This is a genomic window from Kribbella sandramycini, from assembly GCF_013131805.1.
GTDB lineage: Bacteria > Actinomycetota > Actinomycetes > Propionibacteriales > Kribbellaceae > Kribbella > Kribbella sandramycini.
The window spans coordinates 390,675-407,392 of the sequence record NZ_JABJRC010000003.1; the positions used below are offsets into that span (position 1 = coordinate 390,675).

Sequence of the window (16,718 nt, forward strand, 5' to 3'; positions counted from 1 at the left end):
TGGGACGCGCTGCCCGGGGGATGATTGTCGAGGGCCGGTCATCGGGCATCGTCCGGGCGGGCTGGGGCCGGGGCCCGGGCTGGTCAAGAGTTCAGGGGCGGGTCAGGGCGTGTACGGGGCGTGCGATTCGGGGTGGAGTGGAAGGATCGAGGTATGAAGAATCTGATCATCAGGCTGCTCGCCAATGCGGTCGCGCTCGCGGTCGCGGCGTGGCTCGTCGGCGGGATCACGATCGAGGGCGCCACCCGGAGCCGGCAGATCCTCACGCTGCTGATCGTCGCGGCCATCTTCGGCGTGGTGAACGCGGTGGTGAAGCCGCTGGTCAAGCTGGTGTCGCTCCCGCTGCTGATCCTGACGCTGGGGTTGCTCACCTTCGTGATCAACGCCGCGATGCTGCTGCTGACGTCGTGGATCACCGGCAAACTCGACGTCCAGTTCCACGTCGACGGCTTCTGGTCGGCGCTGTTCGGCGCACTGATCATCAGCATCGTCGGCATGATCATCAACGCGGTGCTGCCGGACAAGGCCGAGCTCCGCTGAGGTACGTCGAGGTCGTGTGCACCGGCAACATCTGCCGGTCACCGATCGGCGAGGTGGTGCTCCGCGCGAAGCTGGCCGCGGCCGGTATCGACGACGTCACGGTCACCAGCTCGGGAACGGGCGGCTGGCACGCGGGCGATCCGATGGATCCCCGCGCCGCGGCCGCCCTGGGCCGCCACGGGTACGACGGGAGCGCGCACCGGGCCCGCCAGTTCCGGCCGGCCTGGTTCGGCGAGCGGGATCTGATCCTCGCGATGGACGCCGGCCACTACGCCGAGCTGAAGACCGGCCCGGGCACGGTCGAGATGTTCGCCGATGCCGACGTCCCGGACCCGTACTACGGGGACGACGAAGGCTTCGACGAGGTGCTGCTGCAGATCGAGCAGGCGGCCGACGTACTCGTCGACCGCCTCCGCGCTTGACCTACGGCTGGCCGATCTCGGCCTTCAGGGCGACGAACCACTCCACACCCGGGTCGAACTCCTTGCCGCCGGCGATCCGGGGGAACTCGATCGCGCGCAGCTCGTCACCGCGCTCCTCGTCGTGGCCGACGACGCCGCTCTCACCGCGCAGCGCCGCGCCGACGGCGAAGTCGGCGCACTCCTTGATCAGGGCCAGGTCGGCGTCGTTCGCCGCGGCCGAGCGGCTGAAGTAACCGCTCTTCTGGACCATCGTCTTCTCGGCGCCGATCCGCTCCGCGAACTGCTTGGCGAACCAGGCGCCCGGGTTGATCGTGTCCAGTTTGACGTGCCCGAACGGGTCCCTCCCGATTTCCTCGCCGCGGGCCTCCATCTCGGCCACGATCGACGGGACGCCGGCGCCCTCGGACAGGAAGATCGTCACGCAGTCGTTCTCGTCCATCACCTTACGCAGTCGCTCGGCCTCGGCGTCCAGATCGATGGTTGCCTCCGGCACGTAGACCGCGTGCACGTCCCAGCCGCCCTGGTCCAGGCCGATGCCCGGGTTCCACTCCTGCTGGTCGACCCACTGGTGGTAGGCCTGCGCAGTGGCGGCGGTCAGCCAGCCGCAGTTGCGGCCCATCACCTCGTGGACGATCAGCATCCGCGGGTTCGAGCTGTGCTCGGCGACGACGTTCCGCGCGAACAGCGCGCCCTGCTCGGCGGCGGTGTACGCGCCCAGGCTCTGCCGGATCGGGATCACGTCGTTGTCGATCGTCTTCGGCAGGCCGACCACGGTCAGGTCGTAGTCGTGCTCCTGCAGGTACGCCGCCAGGTCGGCCGCGGTGGTGTTGGTGTCGTCACCGCCGATGGTGTGCAGCACGTCGACGCCGTCCGCGACCAGGCGCTCGGCCGCCACCTGCAGCGCGTTCTGCCCGTCCTGGATCAGGCCGCGCTTGACCAGGTCGGCCGTGTTGGTCAGCTTGACCCGGCTGTTCCCGATCGGGCTGCCGCCGAACTTGTGCAGCAGCGCCGCCTTCGCCCGGACCTCGGGCGTGACGACGACGTGCCGCCCGCTGAGCAGGCCGTGGTAGCCGTTCAGGTATCCGATGATCTCCACGTCGGGCGCCACTTCGGTGTAGCGCTCGATCAGCCCGCCGACGGCGGACGACAGGCACGGCGCGAGGCCGCCGGCCGTGAGCAGGGCAACTCTGCGGACAGACTTGTCGGCAGCCATGGGTCAGGGTCCTTCCGAAGGTCGCTGAAGTCGGTACCAGCGTAGTGAGGTAGACCACTCTCCACGGTGGTCGGTGCCCGTCCCTCGGACACCGGGTTCCTTCGCAACCGGTCAGCGGGTTCTCAGGCGTTTCTCAAGCGGACGGCCTACGCTCAGTATCCGCGGTGGTCTGCGGTGGACCGCCCAGTGGAGCGGGGAGCGAGATGCGCGTACTGGTGGTGGACGACGATCGCGCCGTCCGGGACTCGCTGCGCCGTTCGCTGGAGTTCAACGACTTCGAGGTGGTGACGGCGTCCGACGGCGCCGAGGCGCTCGCCGTGATCGGCAACGTCGACCCCGACGTCGTCGTGATGGACGTGATGATGCCGCGCCTCGACGGCCTGGAGACCACCAAGGCCCTGCGCGCCGCGGGGAACAACGTTCCGATCCTGGTGCTCACCGCGCGGGACGCGGTCGCCGACCGGGTCGACGGGCTGGATGCCGGCGGTGACGACTACCTGACCAAGCCGTTCGCGCTGGAGGAGCTGCTCGCACGCCTGCGCGCCCTGCTCCGGCGCAGCACCACCCCCGGCGAGGGCGGCCCGCGCGGCGAGGTCCTGCAGTACGCCGATCTCGTCGTCGATGTCGACGCCCACGAGGTGCACCGCGGCGACGTGCCGATCCAGCTCACCCGTACCGAGTTCTCGCTGCTCGAGCTGCTGATCCGCAACCCGCGCCGCGTCCTCGAGCGCGCCGTCATCCTGGACGCCGTCTGGGGTTACGACTTCCCGACCACCGCGAACTCGCTCGAGGTCTACATCGGCTACCTGCGCCGCAAGACCGAGGTCAACGACCTGCCGCGGCTCATCCACACCGTCCGCGGGATCGGCTACGTGCTGCGGGACACCCCGCCGTGAGCAATCCCGAGGACTTCCCGTCGTACGCCCGCCGTGCCCCGCAACCCCAGCCACGGCCGGACGCCGTTGCCGTCAGCAACAAGCCCGCGGCGCCGCCCGCGCAGCCGAGCTGGTGGCAGGAGAAACTGCATCACCTGAGCTTGCACGCCCGGGTGACGCTGCTCGCCGCCGTCGCGGTCGGCCTCGCCGTGGCCTTCGTCAGCATCGCGGCGTACGTGACCGTGCGCCAGCAGATGTACCAGAACCTCGACGACAGCCTCCGGGACCGCGCGACGCAGGCCGCCCAGCAGCGGCAGCTGACCGACCAGGCGGTGCTACAGGCCGTCTCGGCGGAGGCGCTGGGTCTGAGCGACATCCTGCTCGGGGTCTACACGGCCGACGGCCAGCAGCTCGGCGCCAAGAAGAGCACGCTGCCGCCGATGGAAGGCCCGGAGCTGGCGGTCGCCGAACAGCAGGACATCGTCAGCACCCGGACGGTCGGCGCCTCGATGGAAGGCGATCACTACCGGGTCGTCGCGGTGCCCGCGCAGTACTGCCCGCAGGTCAGCCGGGAGTGTTACCCGGACGAGTACATCCCGTCCGCGCTGGTGGTGGCGCAGTCGCTGAAGCCGATCGACCGCACGCTGCACAACATGGGCATCGTGCTGTGGGCGGTCGGCCTGCTCGGCGTGATCGGCGCGGCCATCGCGGGGAACGCGATCGCCGTCTCCGGGCTGCGGCCGCTGCAGCGGCTGTCCGGCGCGGCCGAACACGTCGCCCGCACGTCGGAGCTGAAGCCGATCCCGGTCAGCGGGTCGGACGAGATCTCCCGGCTGGCGATGTCGTTCAACGCGATGCTGGCCGCGCTGGCCCGCTCGCAGGACCGGCAGCGCCGCCTGATCGGGGACGCCGGCCACGAGCTCCGGACGCCGCTGACGAGTATCCGGACGAACCTCGACCTGCTCGCCCAGGCGGACAAACGCGGCGGCCTCCGGCCCGAGGACCGGCAGCAGCTACTGGACGACGTCCGCGCCCAGATGGACGAGCTGACCACGCTGATCGGCGACCTGACCGAGCTGGCCCGGGACACCCCGCAGGTCCGCAACGCGGAGCTCCTCGAACTGTCGAACGTCGTCGAGGACGCGCTGATCAAGGTCCGCCGGCGCGCGCCCAACCTGGAGTGGGACGTGAAACTCGCGCCGTTCCCGGTCTGGGGCGACGAGCGGCTGCTCGGTCGCGCGGTGACGAATCTGCTCGACAACGCCGCGAAGTACAGCGTCCCCGAGGACGCCGCGACGCGGAGCGACGGCGCTCCGGCCGGCCGGGTCCGGGTGCACCTGCAGGACGGCGTCCTTCAGGTGACCGACTCGGGCCCCGGGATCGCGGAGGCGGATCTGCCGCATGTCTTCGAGCGGTTCTACCGCTCCAGCGAGGCGCGCAGCCGGCCGGGCTCCGGGCTCGGGCTGGCGATCGTGAAACACGCGGCCGAGCAGCACGGCGGGATGATCTACGCCCGGAACGCGCCGGGCGCCGGGGCGCAGTTCACGCTCTGGCTCCCGCACGCGGCGACGCAGACCAGATAGCTGTGAAGATTCCTTCAGGGGATCTTCATGGAGTTCTTCGGGAGCTCTGCAGCGATCTTCAGGGCGTTCTCAGGTCCGGCAGCCAAAGTACTTCTCATGACCGACAACCAGCCGCCTCAGCCGCAGACCGGTGGTCCCGCGAACAGCGGGCCGTCCTTCGGCGCGAACCCGCCGGAGCGTACGCAGCAGCTGCCGATGTACGGGCAGCATCAGCAGCAGCAGTTCGCTCCGCAGGGCGGGTCACCGCAGCTGGGTCAGCCGGGTCCGCACCCCTCAGGTGGGAGTGCGTACCCGCAGTTCGGGCAGCCGGGTGCGCATCAGGGGGCGTCACCCGGGCCCAACTGGCCGTTCGGTCCGCAACCGCAGGCGGCGCCTTCCGCGCCGTCGAAGCCGAAGCGGGCAGGCCTGGCGATCGTGGCCGCTACCGCACTGCTGGTCGGGGCGGCCGGCGGCGTGGGTGCGGCCGCGGTCTACTCGGCCACGAACGACACCAGCGCGAACCCGTCGGTCACCGCGCCGCTGAGCGGTAACCAGGCCGCACCGGCCTCCGCGCCGGACGGCTCGGTCCAGCAGGCGGCGGCGAAGGTGCTGTCCAGCGTCGTCAAGATCGCCGTCAGCACCCAGCAGGGCGCGGGCACCGGCTCGGGCATCGTGATCAGCAAGGACGGCCTGATCGTCACCAACAACCACGTCGTGGGCAACGGCGGCGCCGGCGCCCGGATCACCGTGATCCTGAACGACGGCCGCACGGTCCGCGCGACGATCAAGGGCACCGACCCGCTGACCGACCTGGCCGTGATCAAGGCCGACGCCACCGATCTGACCCCGGCCACGCTCGGCGCGAGCGGCAAACTCGCCGTCGGGCAGGGCGTGGTCGCGATCGGCTCGCCGTTCGGCCTGCAGTCGACCGTGACGAGCGGCATCGTCTCGGCGCTGGACCGCCCGGTCACCTCGGGCGGCCAGGAGCAGGACCGGAGTACGACAGTCTTTCCGGCAATCCAGACGGACGCCGCCATCAACCCGGGGAACTCGGGCGGCGCTCTGATCGACCTCGCCGGCCAGGTGGTCGGAATCAACAGCGCGATCAAAACCGCCGGCGGATCGGGACAATCCGAGGGCGGCAACATCGGCCTGGGCTTCGCAATCCCGATCGACCAGGCCAAACCGATCATCGACGAGCTGGTGGCCAAGGGCAAGGCCACACATGCGCGGCTCGGGGTGACGGTAGGTGACGCGCAGTCTTCCGACGGGCTCACGAGTGGAGCACGCCTCGGCGAGGCCACGCCGGGCGGTGCAGCGGACAAAGCTGGTCTACAAGCGGACGATGTGGTGACCGCTGTGGACGGCAAGGTGATCGCGTCAGGGGACGCGTTGGTCGCCGCAGTCCGCTCGCACCGCCCGGGCGACGAGGTCAAGGTGACCTACATCCGGGCCGGCAAATCCCAGACCGTGACCGCCACCCTCGGCTCCGACAACGGCAACCCCACCGGCTGACCACTGACCGATCCGCCCAGATCAGGGCTCCGGCCGCCCACCGAGCGGCCGGAGCCCCCTTTTATGCCGGTGCGACGGCGAACGGCACCGGCTAGGTTCGCCGGATGGATTTCTACGCGGAACGACCGCCGCACGCGGCGGACGAACGGACGCAGCTGGTCGGGTGGCTGGATCTGCAGCGGAAGCTGGTGCGGCACAAGCTCGACGGCCTGAAGCCGGATGACGAGCACCGGGGCGTGTTCCCGGATTCGCCGCTGATGACGCCGGCCGGGCTGGTGGCGCACCTGAAATGGACCGAGCACTGCTGGTTCAACGTGATCTTCTCGGGTGAGCCGAAGGACTCGAATCCGCAGTTCCGCCAGGATCTGCCGGACGACGCCGAGTGGATGGTCGAGGGCGTGCCGCTGGCGCAACTGCTGGCCGAGTACGACGCGCAGTGGGCGCGGTCGAACGAGATCACCGCGGCGCACGGGCTCGACGAGCTGGGGCAGCAGGAGGACTTCAAGCCGTCGCTGCGGTGGGTGCTGATCCACATGGTCGAGGAGACGGCGCGGCACGTCGGGCAGCTGGACACGATGCGCGAGCTGCTCGACGGGCAGCGAGGGTATTACTAGAGGTATGGAGATCCGGCGGGCGGGCGAGCGGTTCGTGACATCCGAGGAGTGGCTGGAGTCGCGGCATTCGTTCTCGTTCGGGCCGCATTACGACCCGGCGAACCTCGGGTTCGGGGTGCTGGTCGCGCACAACGACGAGACAGTTGCTCCGGGCACCGGGTTCGGAACGCATCCGCATCAGGATCTGGAGATCGTCACCTGGGTGCTGCGCGGGGCGCTCGCGCATCGCGACTCGGAGGGCAACAGCGGGCTGGTGCATCCTGGGCTCGCGCAGCGGATGAGCGCCGGATCGGGGATCCGGCATTCGGAGTGGAACGACGCGGACGAGCCGGTGCACTACGTGCAGATGTGGGTCCGGCCGGATCGGCTCGACCTGCCGCCGTCGTACCAGCAGGCGGAACTCGATCTGACGACCGGTGAGCTGGTGCCGGTCGCGTCCGGGCTGTCGAAACACGCGAGTACGACGGCGATTCGGCTGCACCAGGCGGCCGCGGGGATGTCCGTCGCCCGGCTCGCAAATGCCCAGTCGGTCGAGCTGCCGGCGGCGCCGTACCTGCACGTTTTCCTGGCTGCCGGCTCAGCGAGCGTGGAGGGCCTCGGCGAGCTGAGTACGGCGGACGCCGTCCGACTCACCGACTCGGGAAACCGCCGGCTGACCGCGGGGGCGGCGGGCGCCGAAGTGCTGGTGTGGGAGATGTACTAGTCGCGCTGCTCGCTCATCGTCCAGACGTGCCGGAGGGACTGGCCGGCGACGCCCTCGGGGTTCTGCGCGAAGCCCTCGACGAACTGGCTCATGTGCTGCTGCCAGCGCTGGTCGGTCGGGTTGTCGCGGAGCTGCGCGACGGCGGCCTCGAAGTCGGCGCACTCGACCAGGTGGAACAGGTCGCGACCGCTGCGCCAGATCGACCAGTCGGTGATACCGGCGGCGCGCATCACGGTGATGAGCTCCGGCCAGACGCGGGCGTGCTCGAGCTCGTACGCCTCTTCGGTGCCGGGGATCAGGCGGCTGTGCAGGGCTAAGCGGGTCACAATCGTGCAGGATACGCGGTCTTGACTGCAAAAGGTGTGACAACTTTCCACCCCGGTCCGGGCGTCGTACTTGGGTGGGTTGAGTAGTTTCGCCCGTGTGTTTGCCAATCGTCGTGCGAGAGTTGGAACCGTGAAGCGAACCGCTGCTGTCGTCTGTGTAAGTAGTCTGCTGATCACCGCTGGTTGTTCCGACAGCAAGTCGGGCGACGGCGGGAAGGCCGACCCGGACAACGAGAAGCAGGCATCCGCCCAGGTGGTGAAGCAGTTCGCGGACGCCTGGGTGAAGGCCTGGGCGCCGGACGGCAAACCCACCGAGGCCGCCGCGCTCACCGACAACCCGACCGCGTTCGGCAAGCGGCTCGACGACGTCGACTCGGCGCTGGTGGCCAGTTCGGTCAAGGTCACCCCGCAGGGCGAGGTGAACTGCTCCGACGACGCCACCTGCACGCAGGAGCTGGCCGTCGAGGCCGAGCTGCGCGGGATCGGCGCGATGAAGTGGACCAGTACGGCAACCGCCGTCAAGGTCGCCGACGCCTGGAAGGTGAAGGCCGCCGGCGACACCATCTATCCGGGGCTCGGCGAGGCGAACTACCTCAAGCGCACCCGGAACCTGCCCGCCCGCGCCTCGATCCAGGACCGGCACGGCGTCGCGCTGACCTCGAACAAACCGATCGTGATCGTCGGCGTCGCCTCCGGCACGGCCGCCACCGCGGCGACGTACGCCGCCTTCACCAAGAACCTGGACGTCGACGGCGCAAAGCTGGCCAAGCGGGCCAAGGCCGCGCCGGCCGGTCAGTTCGTGGACGCGATCACCATCCGCGCCGAGCAGTGGGCCAAGCTGCGGCCGACGATGGGCAAGCTGCCCGGTGTCCTGACCATGGGCGGGACGGCGTCCCTCGCGGCGACCCCGACGTTCGCGCGCTCGGTCCTCGGCACCATGAAGCAGGCCAACGAGGACACCCTGAAGAACGCCGGCCCGACCGCCTCCGCGCAGGACCAGGTCGGCGTCAACGGGCTGCAGTACGCGTTCCAGCAGCAGCTGGCCGGCACGCCGGGCGGCATCGTCTCGCTGCGCGACGGCAAGACCAAGCTGACGATCAAGGAGGTCTTCACCCAGAAGGGCACCCCCGGGAAGCCGGTGAAGACGACGCTGGACACCAAGATGCAGCAGGCTGCCGAGGCCGCGCTGGCCACCCAGCAGCTGCCGGCGTCGCTGGTCGCCGTCCAGGCCTCCACCGGGCAGATCCTCGCGGTCGCCAACGGGCCGGACGTGACCAGCTACAACCGCGCCTTCCAGGGCCACTACGCGCCCGGCTCGACGTTCAAGACCGTTACCTCGGCCGCGCTGCTCGGCAGCGGCCTGACCACGAACAGCTCGGTCCCGTGCACGGACACCATCAACGTCTTCGGTAAGACCTTCAAGAACTACGACGCACTGGCGGCGTACGGCGCGGGCCCGATGCAGAAGGCGTTCAACCAGTCCTGCAACACCGCGTTCATCTCCCAGCACGGGCGGCTGCCCAAGGACGGGATGACCAAGACCGCGGCGATGTTCGGGATCGGCCGCGAGCTGAACCTGTCGATCCCGGCGTACGGCGGCGAGGTCCCGGCGCCCAAGGACGACGTCGAGGAGGCCGCCTCGATGATCGGCCAGGGCACCGTCACCGCCAGCCCGCTGGCGATCGCGCTGGTCGGCGCCACGATCGACCACGGCACCGCGATGAAGCCGGTCCTGGTCCCCGGTAAGGACGCCGCCGGCACCGCGGCCGCTCCGTTGCCTGCGGCAACCGCCGCGGCGCTGCGGACGTTCATGCGGACGACGGTCACCGGCGGCACCGCGAAGCTGCTCGCGCAGAGCGGCACGGTCGGCGCCAAGACCGGTACGGCGGAGGTCGTCAAGGACGGCAAGGTCGTCACCAACGGCTGGATGGTCGGCTACCGCGGTGATGTCGCGTTCGCGGTGATCGTCGAGGGCGGCGAGTCCGGCGGTAAGGCGGCCGGGCCGATCCTGAAGAACTTCCTGTCCAAGTTCAAGTGACTTAGGGTTGCGCGATGGAGACCCTGATTTGCCCGAAATGCCGGGGCGCGATGCGTACCTACGAGCGCAGCGGCGTGAGTATCGACCAATGCACCGAGTGCCGCGGGATCTTCCTCGACCGCGGTGAGCTCGAGCACCTGGTGGACGCCGAGCTGCGCTACAACGCGCCGCAGCAGCCGCGGCGCGAGGAGCAGCGCTACGAGGACAAGAAGCGCTACGACGACGATGACCGCCGCCGGTACGAGGAGAAGAAGCGGTACGACGACGACCGGCGCTACGACGAGCGGAGCGGCTACTCCGGCTCCGGTCAGTACCATCATAAAAAGAAGAAGAAATCCTTCCTCGAGGAGCTGTTCGACTGATCGCGGGTCTAGGGTCACCGGTGTGAGTACGCCACTGGTGGCCCTTCGCCCGACGACCGAGGGCGAGTTCCCGGAGTTGTTCGAGCGGGCCGTCGAATCGTTCGCGGCCGGGGTCGGTCCCGCCCGCGATCTGGAGCCGGCGAGTGCGTTGCGGTACGCCCGGGAGTCGATCGCGAAACTCGTGCCGAACGGCCTCCACAGCCCGCACCAGCTGATCTACACCGCTTGGGCCGGTGACGTCATGGTCGGCAGCGTCTGGATCGGCACCGCGGGCCCGATCCCGTACATCTACAACCTCGAAGTGCTCGCCGATCAGCGCGGCAGGGGCTACGGGCGCGCGATCATGCTCGCCACTGCGGACGAGTGTCGCCGGCTCGGCTACCACCGGCTCGATCTGAACGTCTTCGCCGACAATGCCGCCGCGCTCAACCTGTACACCTCACTCGGCTACACCGTCGTCTCCCAGCAGATGCGCAGGGAGCTCTAGAAACTCGCTGGACAGTGCTTTCCGGCCGCGTTTACGGTCGGGGAATGCAGAATGAGTACGGTTGATATCCGACAGTGATCGCCGCGCGTGAGCTGACCAAGACCTACACGTTCCATCAGCAACGCGCCGGTCTCGGCGGCGCTTTGCGAAGCCTGGTTCGGCGTAACTACGAGACCCGGCTCGCGGTGGATCGGATCGGGTTCGAGATCGGCCGCGGTGAGGTTGTCGGCCTGCTCGGGCCGAACGGCGCCGGTAAGACGACGACGCTGAAGATGCTGTCGGGGCTGCTGTACCCGACGTCCGGCGAGCTGGCGGTGCTCGGGCACCGGCCGTCGGAGCGTAAACACGACTACCTGCGCCGGATCGCCCTGGTGATGGGCCAGAAGTCGATGCTCTGGTGGGACGTGCCGGCGATGGAGAGTCTCCTGCTGCACAAGGAGATGTACGGGCTGTCGACGGCCGAGTTCGAGCGGAACGTCGATGAGCTGGCTGAGCTGCTCGACGTCCGGGAGCTGCTCGACGTCCAGGTCCGGAAGACGTCGCTCGGCGAGCGGATGAAGCTGGAGCTGATGGCCGCGCTCGTGCACGGCCCGGAGATCCTGTTCCTGGACGAGCCGACGATCGGGCTCGACGTGGTCGCGAAGGCGCGGGTCCGGAGCTTCCTCGCCGAGGTGAACAAGCTGCGCGGGACGACGATCCTGATCACCAGCCACGACATGGACGACATCGAGGCGCTCTGCTCGCGGGTGATGATCATCGACCACGGGCGGCTGCAGTTCGACGGCGCCCTGGACGAGCTGGTCCGGACGGCGCGCCCACGCAAGCTGGTCCGGGCGACGTACGCCGCGCCGCTGGGCGACGGCGTACTGGCTGGGGTCGAGGGGGTCAGCGGGGTCGAGGTCGACGGGCTGACGGTTCGGCTCGAGGTGGATCGCGATCGGGCGGGTGATGTCCTGGGGGCGTTGACGCGGCTCGGGCCGCTGGTGGATCTCGATGTGGCGGACGCCGATGTCGAGGACATCATGCGGGATCTGTTCGAGCGCCGCGGGGAGCCGTCGTGAACACGCTGACCCGCAATCTGCGGGTGCTGCGCCGGATGACCGCGGCCGAGATCGCCCAGCAGTCGATCTACCGCGGCTCCTGGGTGATCTTCATGCTGGCGAACATCTTCGTCCCGGTCACGTCGTTGCTGATCTGGCGGACGGCGCTCGCGCATGGCGCCCGGCTGCCGGTCGACGAGCGGTACGTGACGACGTACTTCGTGCTGCTCGGGTTCGTGACGATGGCGACGTCGTCCTGGGCGGCGGGGTTCATCGCCAGTGACATCCGGCTCGGGACGCTGTCGAGCTGGATGGTCCGGCCGGCGTCGCTGCTGCTCGGGTTCGTCGCGAACAACCTGTCGGAGAAGCTCCTGAAGCTGATCGCGCTGGTGCCGATGATCGGGATCGTCTGGTGGCTCTTCCGGGAGTCGATGGTCGTCCCGGCGGGGTTCGGGCGCTGGGCGCTGTTCGCGGTCGCCGTGCTACTCGGGGCGGTGCTGGTGTTCACGATCGACATCCTGATCGCGGCGCTCGCGTTCTGGCTGGACGATGTGAGTGCGCTGGTGCAGGCGCGGGTGATCATTGCGAGTGTGTTGTCGGGGGCCGTCGTCCCGCTGGCGCTGATGCCGTCGTGGTCGCGGGGGTTCGTGGAGTTTCAGCCGTTCCGGTTCACGGTGTCGTTCCCGGTGGAGATCGTGGCCGGGCGGTTGTCGGGGGCCGAGCTGTTGCTGGGGTTCGGGCTGCAGCTCGGGTACGTCGTCCTCGCGGGGGTGCTGGCGCGGGTGGTCTGGGCGGCTGGGTTGCGGGCGTACTCGGCGGTGGGCGCATGAGGTACTTGCGGCTGTGGCGGCGGTTCTTCGCACAGGCCGTCGTCCGGGAGACGCACTACCGGGCGCATTTCCTGACCACGCTGGGTGTCGGGCTGGTGCAGCTGGGGTTGGGGATCGTGCCGACGTTGCTGCTGTTCGGGTTCACCTCGGAGCTGCATGGGTGGTCGCGGGCGGAGGTGATCGCGCTGGTCGGGGTGTACCAGATCGTCACCGGGCTGATGGCGGCGTTCGTCGCGCCGAACCTGAACCGGATGACGAGCTACCTCACCGAGGGTGAGCTCGACGCGGTGCTGCTGCGGCCGGTGTCGAGCCAGTTCTACCTGACCTTCCGCTGGATCAACGTCGCCGAGCTGACCAACGTGGCGAGCGGGGTCGCCGTCCTGGTGATCGGTCTGCTGCAGGCGGATGTTCGCGCGGACGCCGGTCAGATCGTGCAGGCCGTCCTGCTCGCCGGCTGTGGACTGGTTCTCCTCACCGCCGTCTGGTCGGCCCTGGCCTACCTGGCCTTCTGGCTCCAATCCGTCGGCCCGATCGGCATCGTCTACACCAGCCTCGCCGAAGCCGGCCGCTACCCGCTCGCGTTCTTCCCCACCGCCGTCCGCACCTTCCTCACCTTCGCCTTCCCCGTGGCCTTCGCCACCACCTACCCCGTCCAAGCCCTCACCGGCGACCTCTCCTGGCGCTACGTGGCCCTGGCCGCCACCCTCACCCTCCTGGCCCTCCTCCTCACCCGCCTCCTCTGGTCCCGAGGCCTCCGCACCTACGCCAGCGCCTCCAGCTAGCCCGTTTTGTCCGTGGGGTGTGGTTTTGTTGGAGGGACTGATGGGAGGGTGCGATGAGCTGGTGGGTCCTGCATGTGGACATGGACCAGTTCATCGCGGCCGTGGAGATCCGCCGGCGGCCGGAGTTGCGCGGGTCGCCGGTGGTGGTGGGTGGGTCGGGTGATCCGGCGAAGCCGCGGCAGGTGGTGGCGACGGCGTCGTACGAGGCGCGTGCGTTCGGCGTCCATTCGGGGATGCCGTTGCGGGCCGCGGTCAAGAAGTGTCCGGACGCCGTGTTCCTGCCGTCCGATCCGGCGGCGTACGAGGCGGCGTCGGCCGAGGTGATGGACACGCTGCGCGAGTTCCCGGTGGTGGTCGAGGTCTGGGGGTGGGACGAGTGTTTCGTCGGCGCCGAGACCGACGACCCGGAGGCGCTCGCCGCGGCGATGCGCGCCGCCGTCGTGGCGAAGACCGGGCTGACCTGCTCGATCGGGATCGGTGACAACAAGACCCGCGCGAAGCTGGCGACGACGTTCGCGAAACAGCCGCGGTCGCATGCGGCGCCGTTCGAGGGGGCCGACGCGGCGGCGCCGGGCGTCTACCGGCTGACCGCGGCCAACTGGCGCGCGGTGATGGACCACCGCCCGGTCCGCGAGCTGTGGGGCATCGGCAGCCGGATGGAGCGCAATCTCAACGAGCTCGGCCTGACCACGGTCGCCGAGCTGGCCGCCGCCGACGTCGAGATGCTCCGCGAGCGGTTCGGCCCGAAGATGGGCGCCTGGTACGCCGCGCTCGGGCGCGGCCTCGGCGACACCGAGATCACCGACGTCCCCCGCGAGCCGGTCTCCCGCAGCCGCGAGGAGACCTTCGAGCGCGACCTGGCCGAGCCGGCCGAGATCGCCGCCGAGCTGCGCCGGATCGCCGTCGAGGTGACGCGTGACGTCGTCGCGGAGGGTCGAAGCATCCAGCGCGTGTGGGTCAAGGTCCGGTTCACGAGTTTCTACACCCCGATCAAGAGCCGCAAACTGCCCGCGATCACCCAGGATCCGGAGGTGATCGCCGCGACGGCGCTCGCCCTGCTGGAGAAGTTCGAGGTGCGGCGTCCGGTCCGGCTGCTGGGTGTGCGGGTCGAGTTCGCGCCGTGAGCCATCCGGAGCGGGGTCGGCTCCGAAGAGCCGGTGTGATGTCTCGACGTACGCTCCTCGCGGCCGCTGCCAGCCTGAGCTTGGGCGGTTGCTCGAGTGAGCCCGCGGCGTCCGACGGCGTGGTCCAGGTCCGGTACGGCGACGACGAGTCGCAGATCGCCGAGCTGCATCTCCCACCCGGTACGGCGACCGTCCCGGTGGCCGTCGTCATCCACGGTGGTTTTTGGCAGAGCGCCTACGGGATGAGTCTGGCGACGCCGCTGGCCGCGGATCTCGCCCGGAACGGGATCGCCGGCTACGCCATCGAGTATCGCCGGGTCGGCAACGGCGGCGGGTGGCCCGCAACGTTCGAGGACGTCGCGGCCGCCATCGACGCGCTCGCCGATCAGCCCCGGGTCGAGCTCGGCAAAGTCGTTGCCATCGGCCACTCAGCCGGTGGTCACCTCGCCGTGTGGGCAGCCGGTCGATCCGCGCTGCCGCCCGCGGCTCCCGGCGCCGCGCCGCGCGTCCAGCTCCGCGGCGCGGTCTCCCAGGCCGGCGTCCTCGACCTCGCCGCCGCGCACCGCGAGCAGGTCGGCGGCAGCGCCGTCCAGGAGCTCCTCGGCGGCACGCCCGACTCGGACCCCGACCGGTACGCCCTCGCCTCCCCGATCGAACGGTTGCCGCTCAAGGTCCCGATCGCACTCGTCCACGGCACCCGCGACGCCGCCGTCCCCCTCAGCCAGAGCCAGAGCTACCTGGCCGCCGCCCGCAAGGTCGGCGACCCCGTGACCCTGAAGGAGCTCGCGCACGTCGGCCACTTCGAGCTGATCGACCCTCGCGACGAGGCCTGGCACACCTGCCGGGCCGAGGCCACCCGCCTACTCAGCTGACATCTGCCCGATCGGGGTCCTCGCGAAGGTGGCTGACCACGTCGCGGAGCCGGACGCCGTGTTCGATCGCGGTTTGGGCCATGACGTCGTAAGCGGCGACGCGATCGAGGTTGTAGCGCTCCATGAGGATGCCGATCCCGGAGCCCACGGTGGTATGCGAGTTCATCGAGCGGCGGAGGCGGCTTTGGTACCAGAGCCCTTCGAGCGCGATCCCGGCGTACGTGCAGAAGTTCGGCAACCGGTCGCGGCTGGGCGTTTCGGCGGTGAGGTAGAGCGAGAGGACGCCGTGCGGACGACCGGCCCCCGGGAACACCGGGGCGTGGACGACCGTGGTGACGCCTGCAGGCAAGGTCGGCAGCGCGCTGCCCTCGACGATGGTTCGGCCTTGGACCGCGTCCCACCACGGGCCATCCGGGACGGCGGCTTCAGCGCGGACGAGGTCGGCCGCCGCGCCGACGATCGCACCCAGCTGCTGCTGGGAGCCGACGGTCGCCACCGCGGGTAACGCGCCGTCGAATGCCTCGGCTGCGGCGTCGGCGATGGTGTCCAGCAGCTCCTCGAGTTGCTGGACGCGGTGCAGCCGGAGCGCGAGATCGGCGAAGTACGCCGCTTCGTCGTGGCGACCGGGCGCGGGGGTAGCGGTCAACAGGCTCTCCAGTCAGGGCATGTGGGCAGGCTCACGCCGTGACCCCGCACTGCAGGAGGCCGCGACCAGCCTACTCGGCCCGGGACTCCGAGTCGGCCACGATCCCCGCCGCGACGTCGTACAGCTTGATGTTGCCGGTCTGCGATGTCCGGACCAGGAAGGCGAAGGCACGGCGCTGATCGAGCCGGTAGCGCTCCATCAGGATGCCGATCGCCTGACCGATCGTCTGCCGCGAGCTGAGCCCGATCGTGAGGGTTTCATGGGTGCGGTTCCAGCCCAGCGCGGCGGCGGCGAAGTTCGCGAACAGGTAGCCGAGCTGGACGTCGTCGGGGCCGATCACGCCGACTCCTTCGGAGAACAGGTTCACCGCGCCGCGGACATGGGACTCGGAACGGAACTGGAAGGCGAGCTGCGATCCGATCCCGAGCTCGGCCGCTCGCGGCCCGAACCGCGGCCAGCGGCCGTCGGCGCGCAGATCGTCGGAGCGGACGATCGGATCGTCGGTCACGGCGTCCAGACAGGGCCCTTCGGCCAGCGAGTACTGCAGTTCGTCGATCTGCAGCGCCAGCGGCCCGGTCGGGGCGAGCGTGCGGATCTTCCCGTCGGAGCCGGTGATCGAGATACTCGCGTGGTCGATCGCCGGCATCGTCCGGACAGCGGCAGTGGTGATCTCGGCGAGCGCGTCGTCGATCGAGATCGGCACCTGCAGCGAGGCCGTCACACGGTCCATCGCGTCAACAAGTTCTCGGGTGTTCATGAGCCCCCCT

19 protein-coding genes are annotated in these 16,718 nt (G+C 69.6%); 15 read left to right on the top strand and 4 right to left on the bottom strand.

Annotated features, from left to right (window positions below; all coding sequences use genetic code 11):
- Window positions 1-153 precede the first annotated feature (153 nt).
- Both HPO96_RS15300 and HPO96_RS15305 read left to right on the top strand, forming a co-directional pair.
- On the top strand, window positions 154-540 hold the full coding sequence (locus HPO96_RS15300) for a phage holin family protein (protein ID WP_171674111.1): 387 nt from the start codon (window positions 154-156) through the stop codon (window positions 538-540).
- Between the two features lie 14 nt (window positions 541-554).
- Window positions 555-962, top strand: a complete 408-nt coding sequence (locus HPO96_RS15305) for a low molecular weight protein-tyrosine-phosphatase (RefSeq protein WP_337796644.1) — start codon at window positions 555-557, stop codon at window positions 960-962.
- A gap of 1 nt (window position 963) precedes the next feature.
- Here the strand turns inward: HPO96_RS15305 and HPO96_RS15310 are convergent, their stop codons facing one another.
- The gene (locus tag HPO96_RS15310; protein WP_171674112.1) at window positions 964-2,175 is read right to left on the bottom strand and encodes a pyrophosphate--fructose-6-phosphate 1-phosphotransferase; all 1,212 of its coding nucleotides are present in this window, start codon (window positions 2,173-2,175) and stop codon (window positions 964-966) included.
- 203 nt (window positions 2,176-2,378) lie between these two features.
- Between HPO96_RS15310 and HPO96_RS15315 the strand changes: the two genes are divergently transcribed.
- The 5 genes from HPO96_RS15315 to HPO96_RS15335 all read left to right on the top strand — a co-directional run bounded on the left by HPO96_RS15315 (window position 2,379) and on the right by HPO96_RS15335 (window position 7,444).
- Window positions 2,379-3,071: a response regulator transcription factor gene (locus tag HPO96_RS15315; RefSeq protein ID WP_171674113.1), complete on the top strand. Its 693-nt coding sequence runs from the start codon at window positions 2,379-2,381 to the stop codon at window positions 3,069-3,071.
- Window positions 3,068-4,633 carry a sensor histidine kinase gene (locus tag HPO96_RS15320; protein ID WP_337796645.1) on the top strand — a complete coding sequence of 522 codons (1,566 nt, stop codon included), beginning with the start codon at window positions 3,068-3,070 and terminating at the stop codon, window positions 4,631-4,633. Before HPO96_RS15315 ends, HPO96_RS15320 begins: the two co-directional genes overlap by 4 nt.
- 96 nt (window positions 4,634-4,729) lie before the next feature.
- Window positions 4,730-6,127: a S1C family serine protease gene (locus HPO96_RS15325; protein WP_171674114.1), complete on the top strand. Its 1,398-nt coding sequence runs from the start codon at window positions 4,730-4,732 to the stop codon at window positions 6,125-6,127.
- 104 nt (window positions 6,128-6,231) lie between these two features.
- Entirely contained in the window at window positions 6,232-6,741 is a 510-nt protein-coding gene (locus HPO96_RS15330) for a DinB family protein (protein ID WP_171674115.1), read from the top strand.
- A 4-nt stretch (window positions 6,742-6,745) separates the two neighbouring features.
- Window positions 6,746-7,444 (top strand): pirin family protein, encoded by a 699-nt coding sequence (locus HPO96_RS15335; RefSeq protein ID WP_202885972.1) that lies wholly within the window; start codon window positions 6,746-6,748, stop codon window positions 7,442-7,444.
- On the opposite strand, the gene HPO96_RS15340 is transcribed toward HPO96_RS15335, so the two are convergent.
- Window positions 7,441-7,770 carry an L-rhamnose mutarotase gene (locus tag HPO96_RS15340; protein ID WP_171674116.1) on the bottom strand — a complete coding sequence of 110 codons (330 nt, stop codon included), beginning with the start codon at window positions 7,768-7,770 and terminating at the stop codon, window positions 7,441-7,443. The two genes, HPO96_RS15335 and HPO96_RS15340, sit on opposite strands and share 4 nt — an antisense overlap.
- 130 nt (window positions 7,771-7,900) lie before the next feature.
- Here HPO96_RS15340 and HPO96_RS15345 point away from each other — a divergent pair, with 130 nt between their 5' ends.
- The 8 genes from HPO96_RS15345 (at window position 7,901) to HPO96_RS15380 (ending at window position 15,305) form a co-directional block, all read left to right on the top strand.
- Complete coding sequence (locus HPO96_RS15345) at window positions 7,901-9,808, top strand: penicillin-binding transpeptidase domain-containing protein (RefSeq protein WP_171674117.1); 1,908 nt, start codon at window positions 7,901-7,903, stop codon at window positions 9,806-9,808.
- 14 nt (window positions 9,809-9,822) lie between these two features.
- Entirely contained in the window at window positions 9,823-10,170 is a 348-nt protein-coding gene (locus HPO96_RS15350; protein ID WP_171674118.1) for a TFIIB-type zinc ribbon-containing protein, read from the top strand.
- A 22-nt stretch (window positions 10,171-10,192) separates the two neighbouring features.
- Window positions 10,193-10,657, top strand: coding sequence for a GNAT family N-acetyltransferase (locus HPO96_RS15355; protein WP_171674119.1), 465 nt, complete (start codon window positions 10,193-10,195; stop codon window positions 10,655-10,657).
- A 74-nt stretch (window positions 10,658-10,731) separates the two neighbouring features.
- Entirely contained in the window at window positions 10,732-11,718 is a 987-nt protein-coding gene (locus HPO96_RS15360) for an ATP-binding cassette domain-containing protein (RefSeq protein ID WP_171674120.1), read from the top strand.
- Entirely contained in the window at window positions 11,715-12,527 is an 813-nt protein-coding gene (locus HPO96_RS15365) for an ABC-2 family transporter protein (RefSeq protein WP_171674121.1), read from the top strand. Before HPO96_RS15360 ends, HPO96_RS15365 begins: the two co-directional genes overlap by 4 nt.
- Entirely contained in the window at window positions 12,524-13,309 is a 786-nt protein-coding gene (locus tag HPO96_RS15370; protein WP_171674122.1) for an ABC transporter permease, read from the top strand. The genes HPO96_RS15365 and HPO96_RS15370 overlap by 4 nt, the downstream gene beginning before the upstream one ends.
- Before the next feature lie 53 nt (window positions 13,310-13,362).
- A complete protein-coding gene (locus HPO96_RS15375) occupies window positions 13,363-14,433 on the top strand; it encodes a DNA polymerase IV (protein WP_171674123.1) in 1,071 nt (356 codons plus the stop codon).
- 38 nt (window positions 14,434-14,471) lie between these two features.
- On the top strand, window positions 14,472-15,305 hold the full coding sequence (locus HPO96_RS15380) for an alpha/beta hydrolase family protein (RefSeq protein ID WP_171674124.1): 834 nt from the start codon (window positions 14,472-14,474) through the stop codon (window positions 15,303-15,305).
- On the opposite strand, the gene HPO96_RS15385 is transcribed toward HPO96_RS15380, so the two are convergent.
- Together HPO96_RS15385 and HPO96_RS15390 are read right to left on the bottom strand one after the other, a co-directional pair.
- Entirely contained in the window at window positions 15,298-15,951 is a 654-nt protein-coding gene (locus HPO96_RS15385; protein ID WP_171674125.1) for an ANTAR domain-containing protein, read from the bottom strand. The two genes, HPO96_RS15380 and HPO96_RS15385, sit on opposite strands and share 8 nt — an antisense overlap.
- A gap of 70 nt (window positions 15,952-16,021) precedes the next feature.
- Window positions 16,022-16,681, bottom strand: coding sequence for a GAF and ANTAR domain-containing protein (locus HPO96_RS15390; RefSeq protein WP_238355136.1), 660 nt, complete (start codon window positions 16,679-16,681; stop codon window positions 16,022-16,024).
- Window positions 16,682-16,718 lie beyond the last annotated feature (37 nt).

What these genes read in the sequence shown, in the direction of transcription:
- HPO96_RS15350 (WP_171674118.1), top strand. Translation starts at nt 9,823, where the DNA reads ATGGAGACCCTGATTTGCCCGAAATGCCGGGGCGCGATGCGTACCTAC.
- HPO96_RS15310 (WP_171674112.1), bottom strand. Translation starts at nt 2,175, where the DNA reads ATGGCTGCCGACAAGTCTGTCCGCAGAGTTGCCCTGCTCACGGCCGGC.
- HPO96_RS15380 (WP_171674124.1), top strand. Translation starts at nt 14,472, where the DNA reads ATGTCTCGACGTACGCTCCTCGCGGCCGCTGCCAGCCTGAGCTTGGGC.
- HPO96_RS15300 (WP_171674111.1), top strand. Translation starts at nt 154, where the DNA reads ATGAAGAATCTGATCATCAGGCTGCTCGCCAATGCGGTCGCGCTCGCG.
- HPO96_RS15375 (WP_171674123.1), top strand. Translation starts at nt 13,363, where the DNA reads ATGAGCTGGTGGGTCCTGCATGTGGACATGGACCAGTTCATCGCGGCC.
- HPO96_RS15315 (WP_171674113.1), top strand. Translation starts at nt 2,379, where the DNA reads ATGCGCGTACTGGTGGTGGACGACGATCGCGCCGTCCGGGACTCGCTG.
- HPO96_RS15325 (WP_171674114.1), top strand. Translation starts at nt 4,730, where the DNA reads ATGACCGACAACCAGCCGCCTCAGCCGCAGACCGGTGGTCCCGCGAAC.
- HPO96_RS15330 (WP_171674115.1), top strand. Translation starts at nt 6,232, where the DNA reads ATGGATTTCTACGCGGAACGACCGCCGCACGCGGCGGACGAACGGACG.
- HPO96_RS15370 (WP_171674122.1), top strand. Translation starts at nt 12,524, where the DNA reads ATGAGGTACTTGCGGCTGTGGCGGCGGTTCTTCGCACAGGCCGTCGTC.
- HPO96_RS15335 (WP_202885972.1), top strand. Translation starts at nt 6,746, where the DNA reads ATGGAGATCCGGCGGGCGGGCGAGCGGTTCGTGACATCCGAGGAGTGG.
- HPO96_RS15390 (WP_238355136.1), bottom strand. Translation starts at nt 16,681, where the DNA reads ATGGACCGTGTGACGGCCTCGCTGCAGGTGCCGATCTCGATCGACGAC.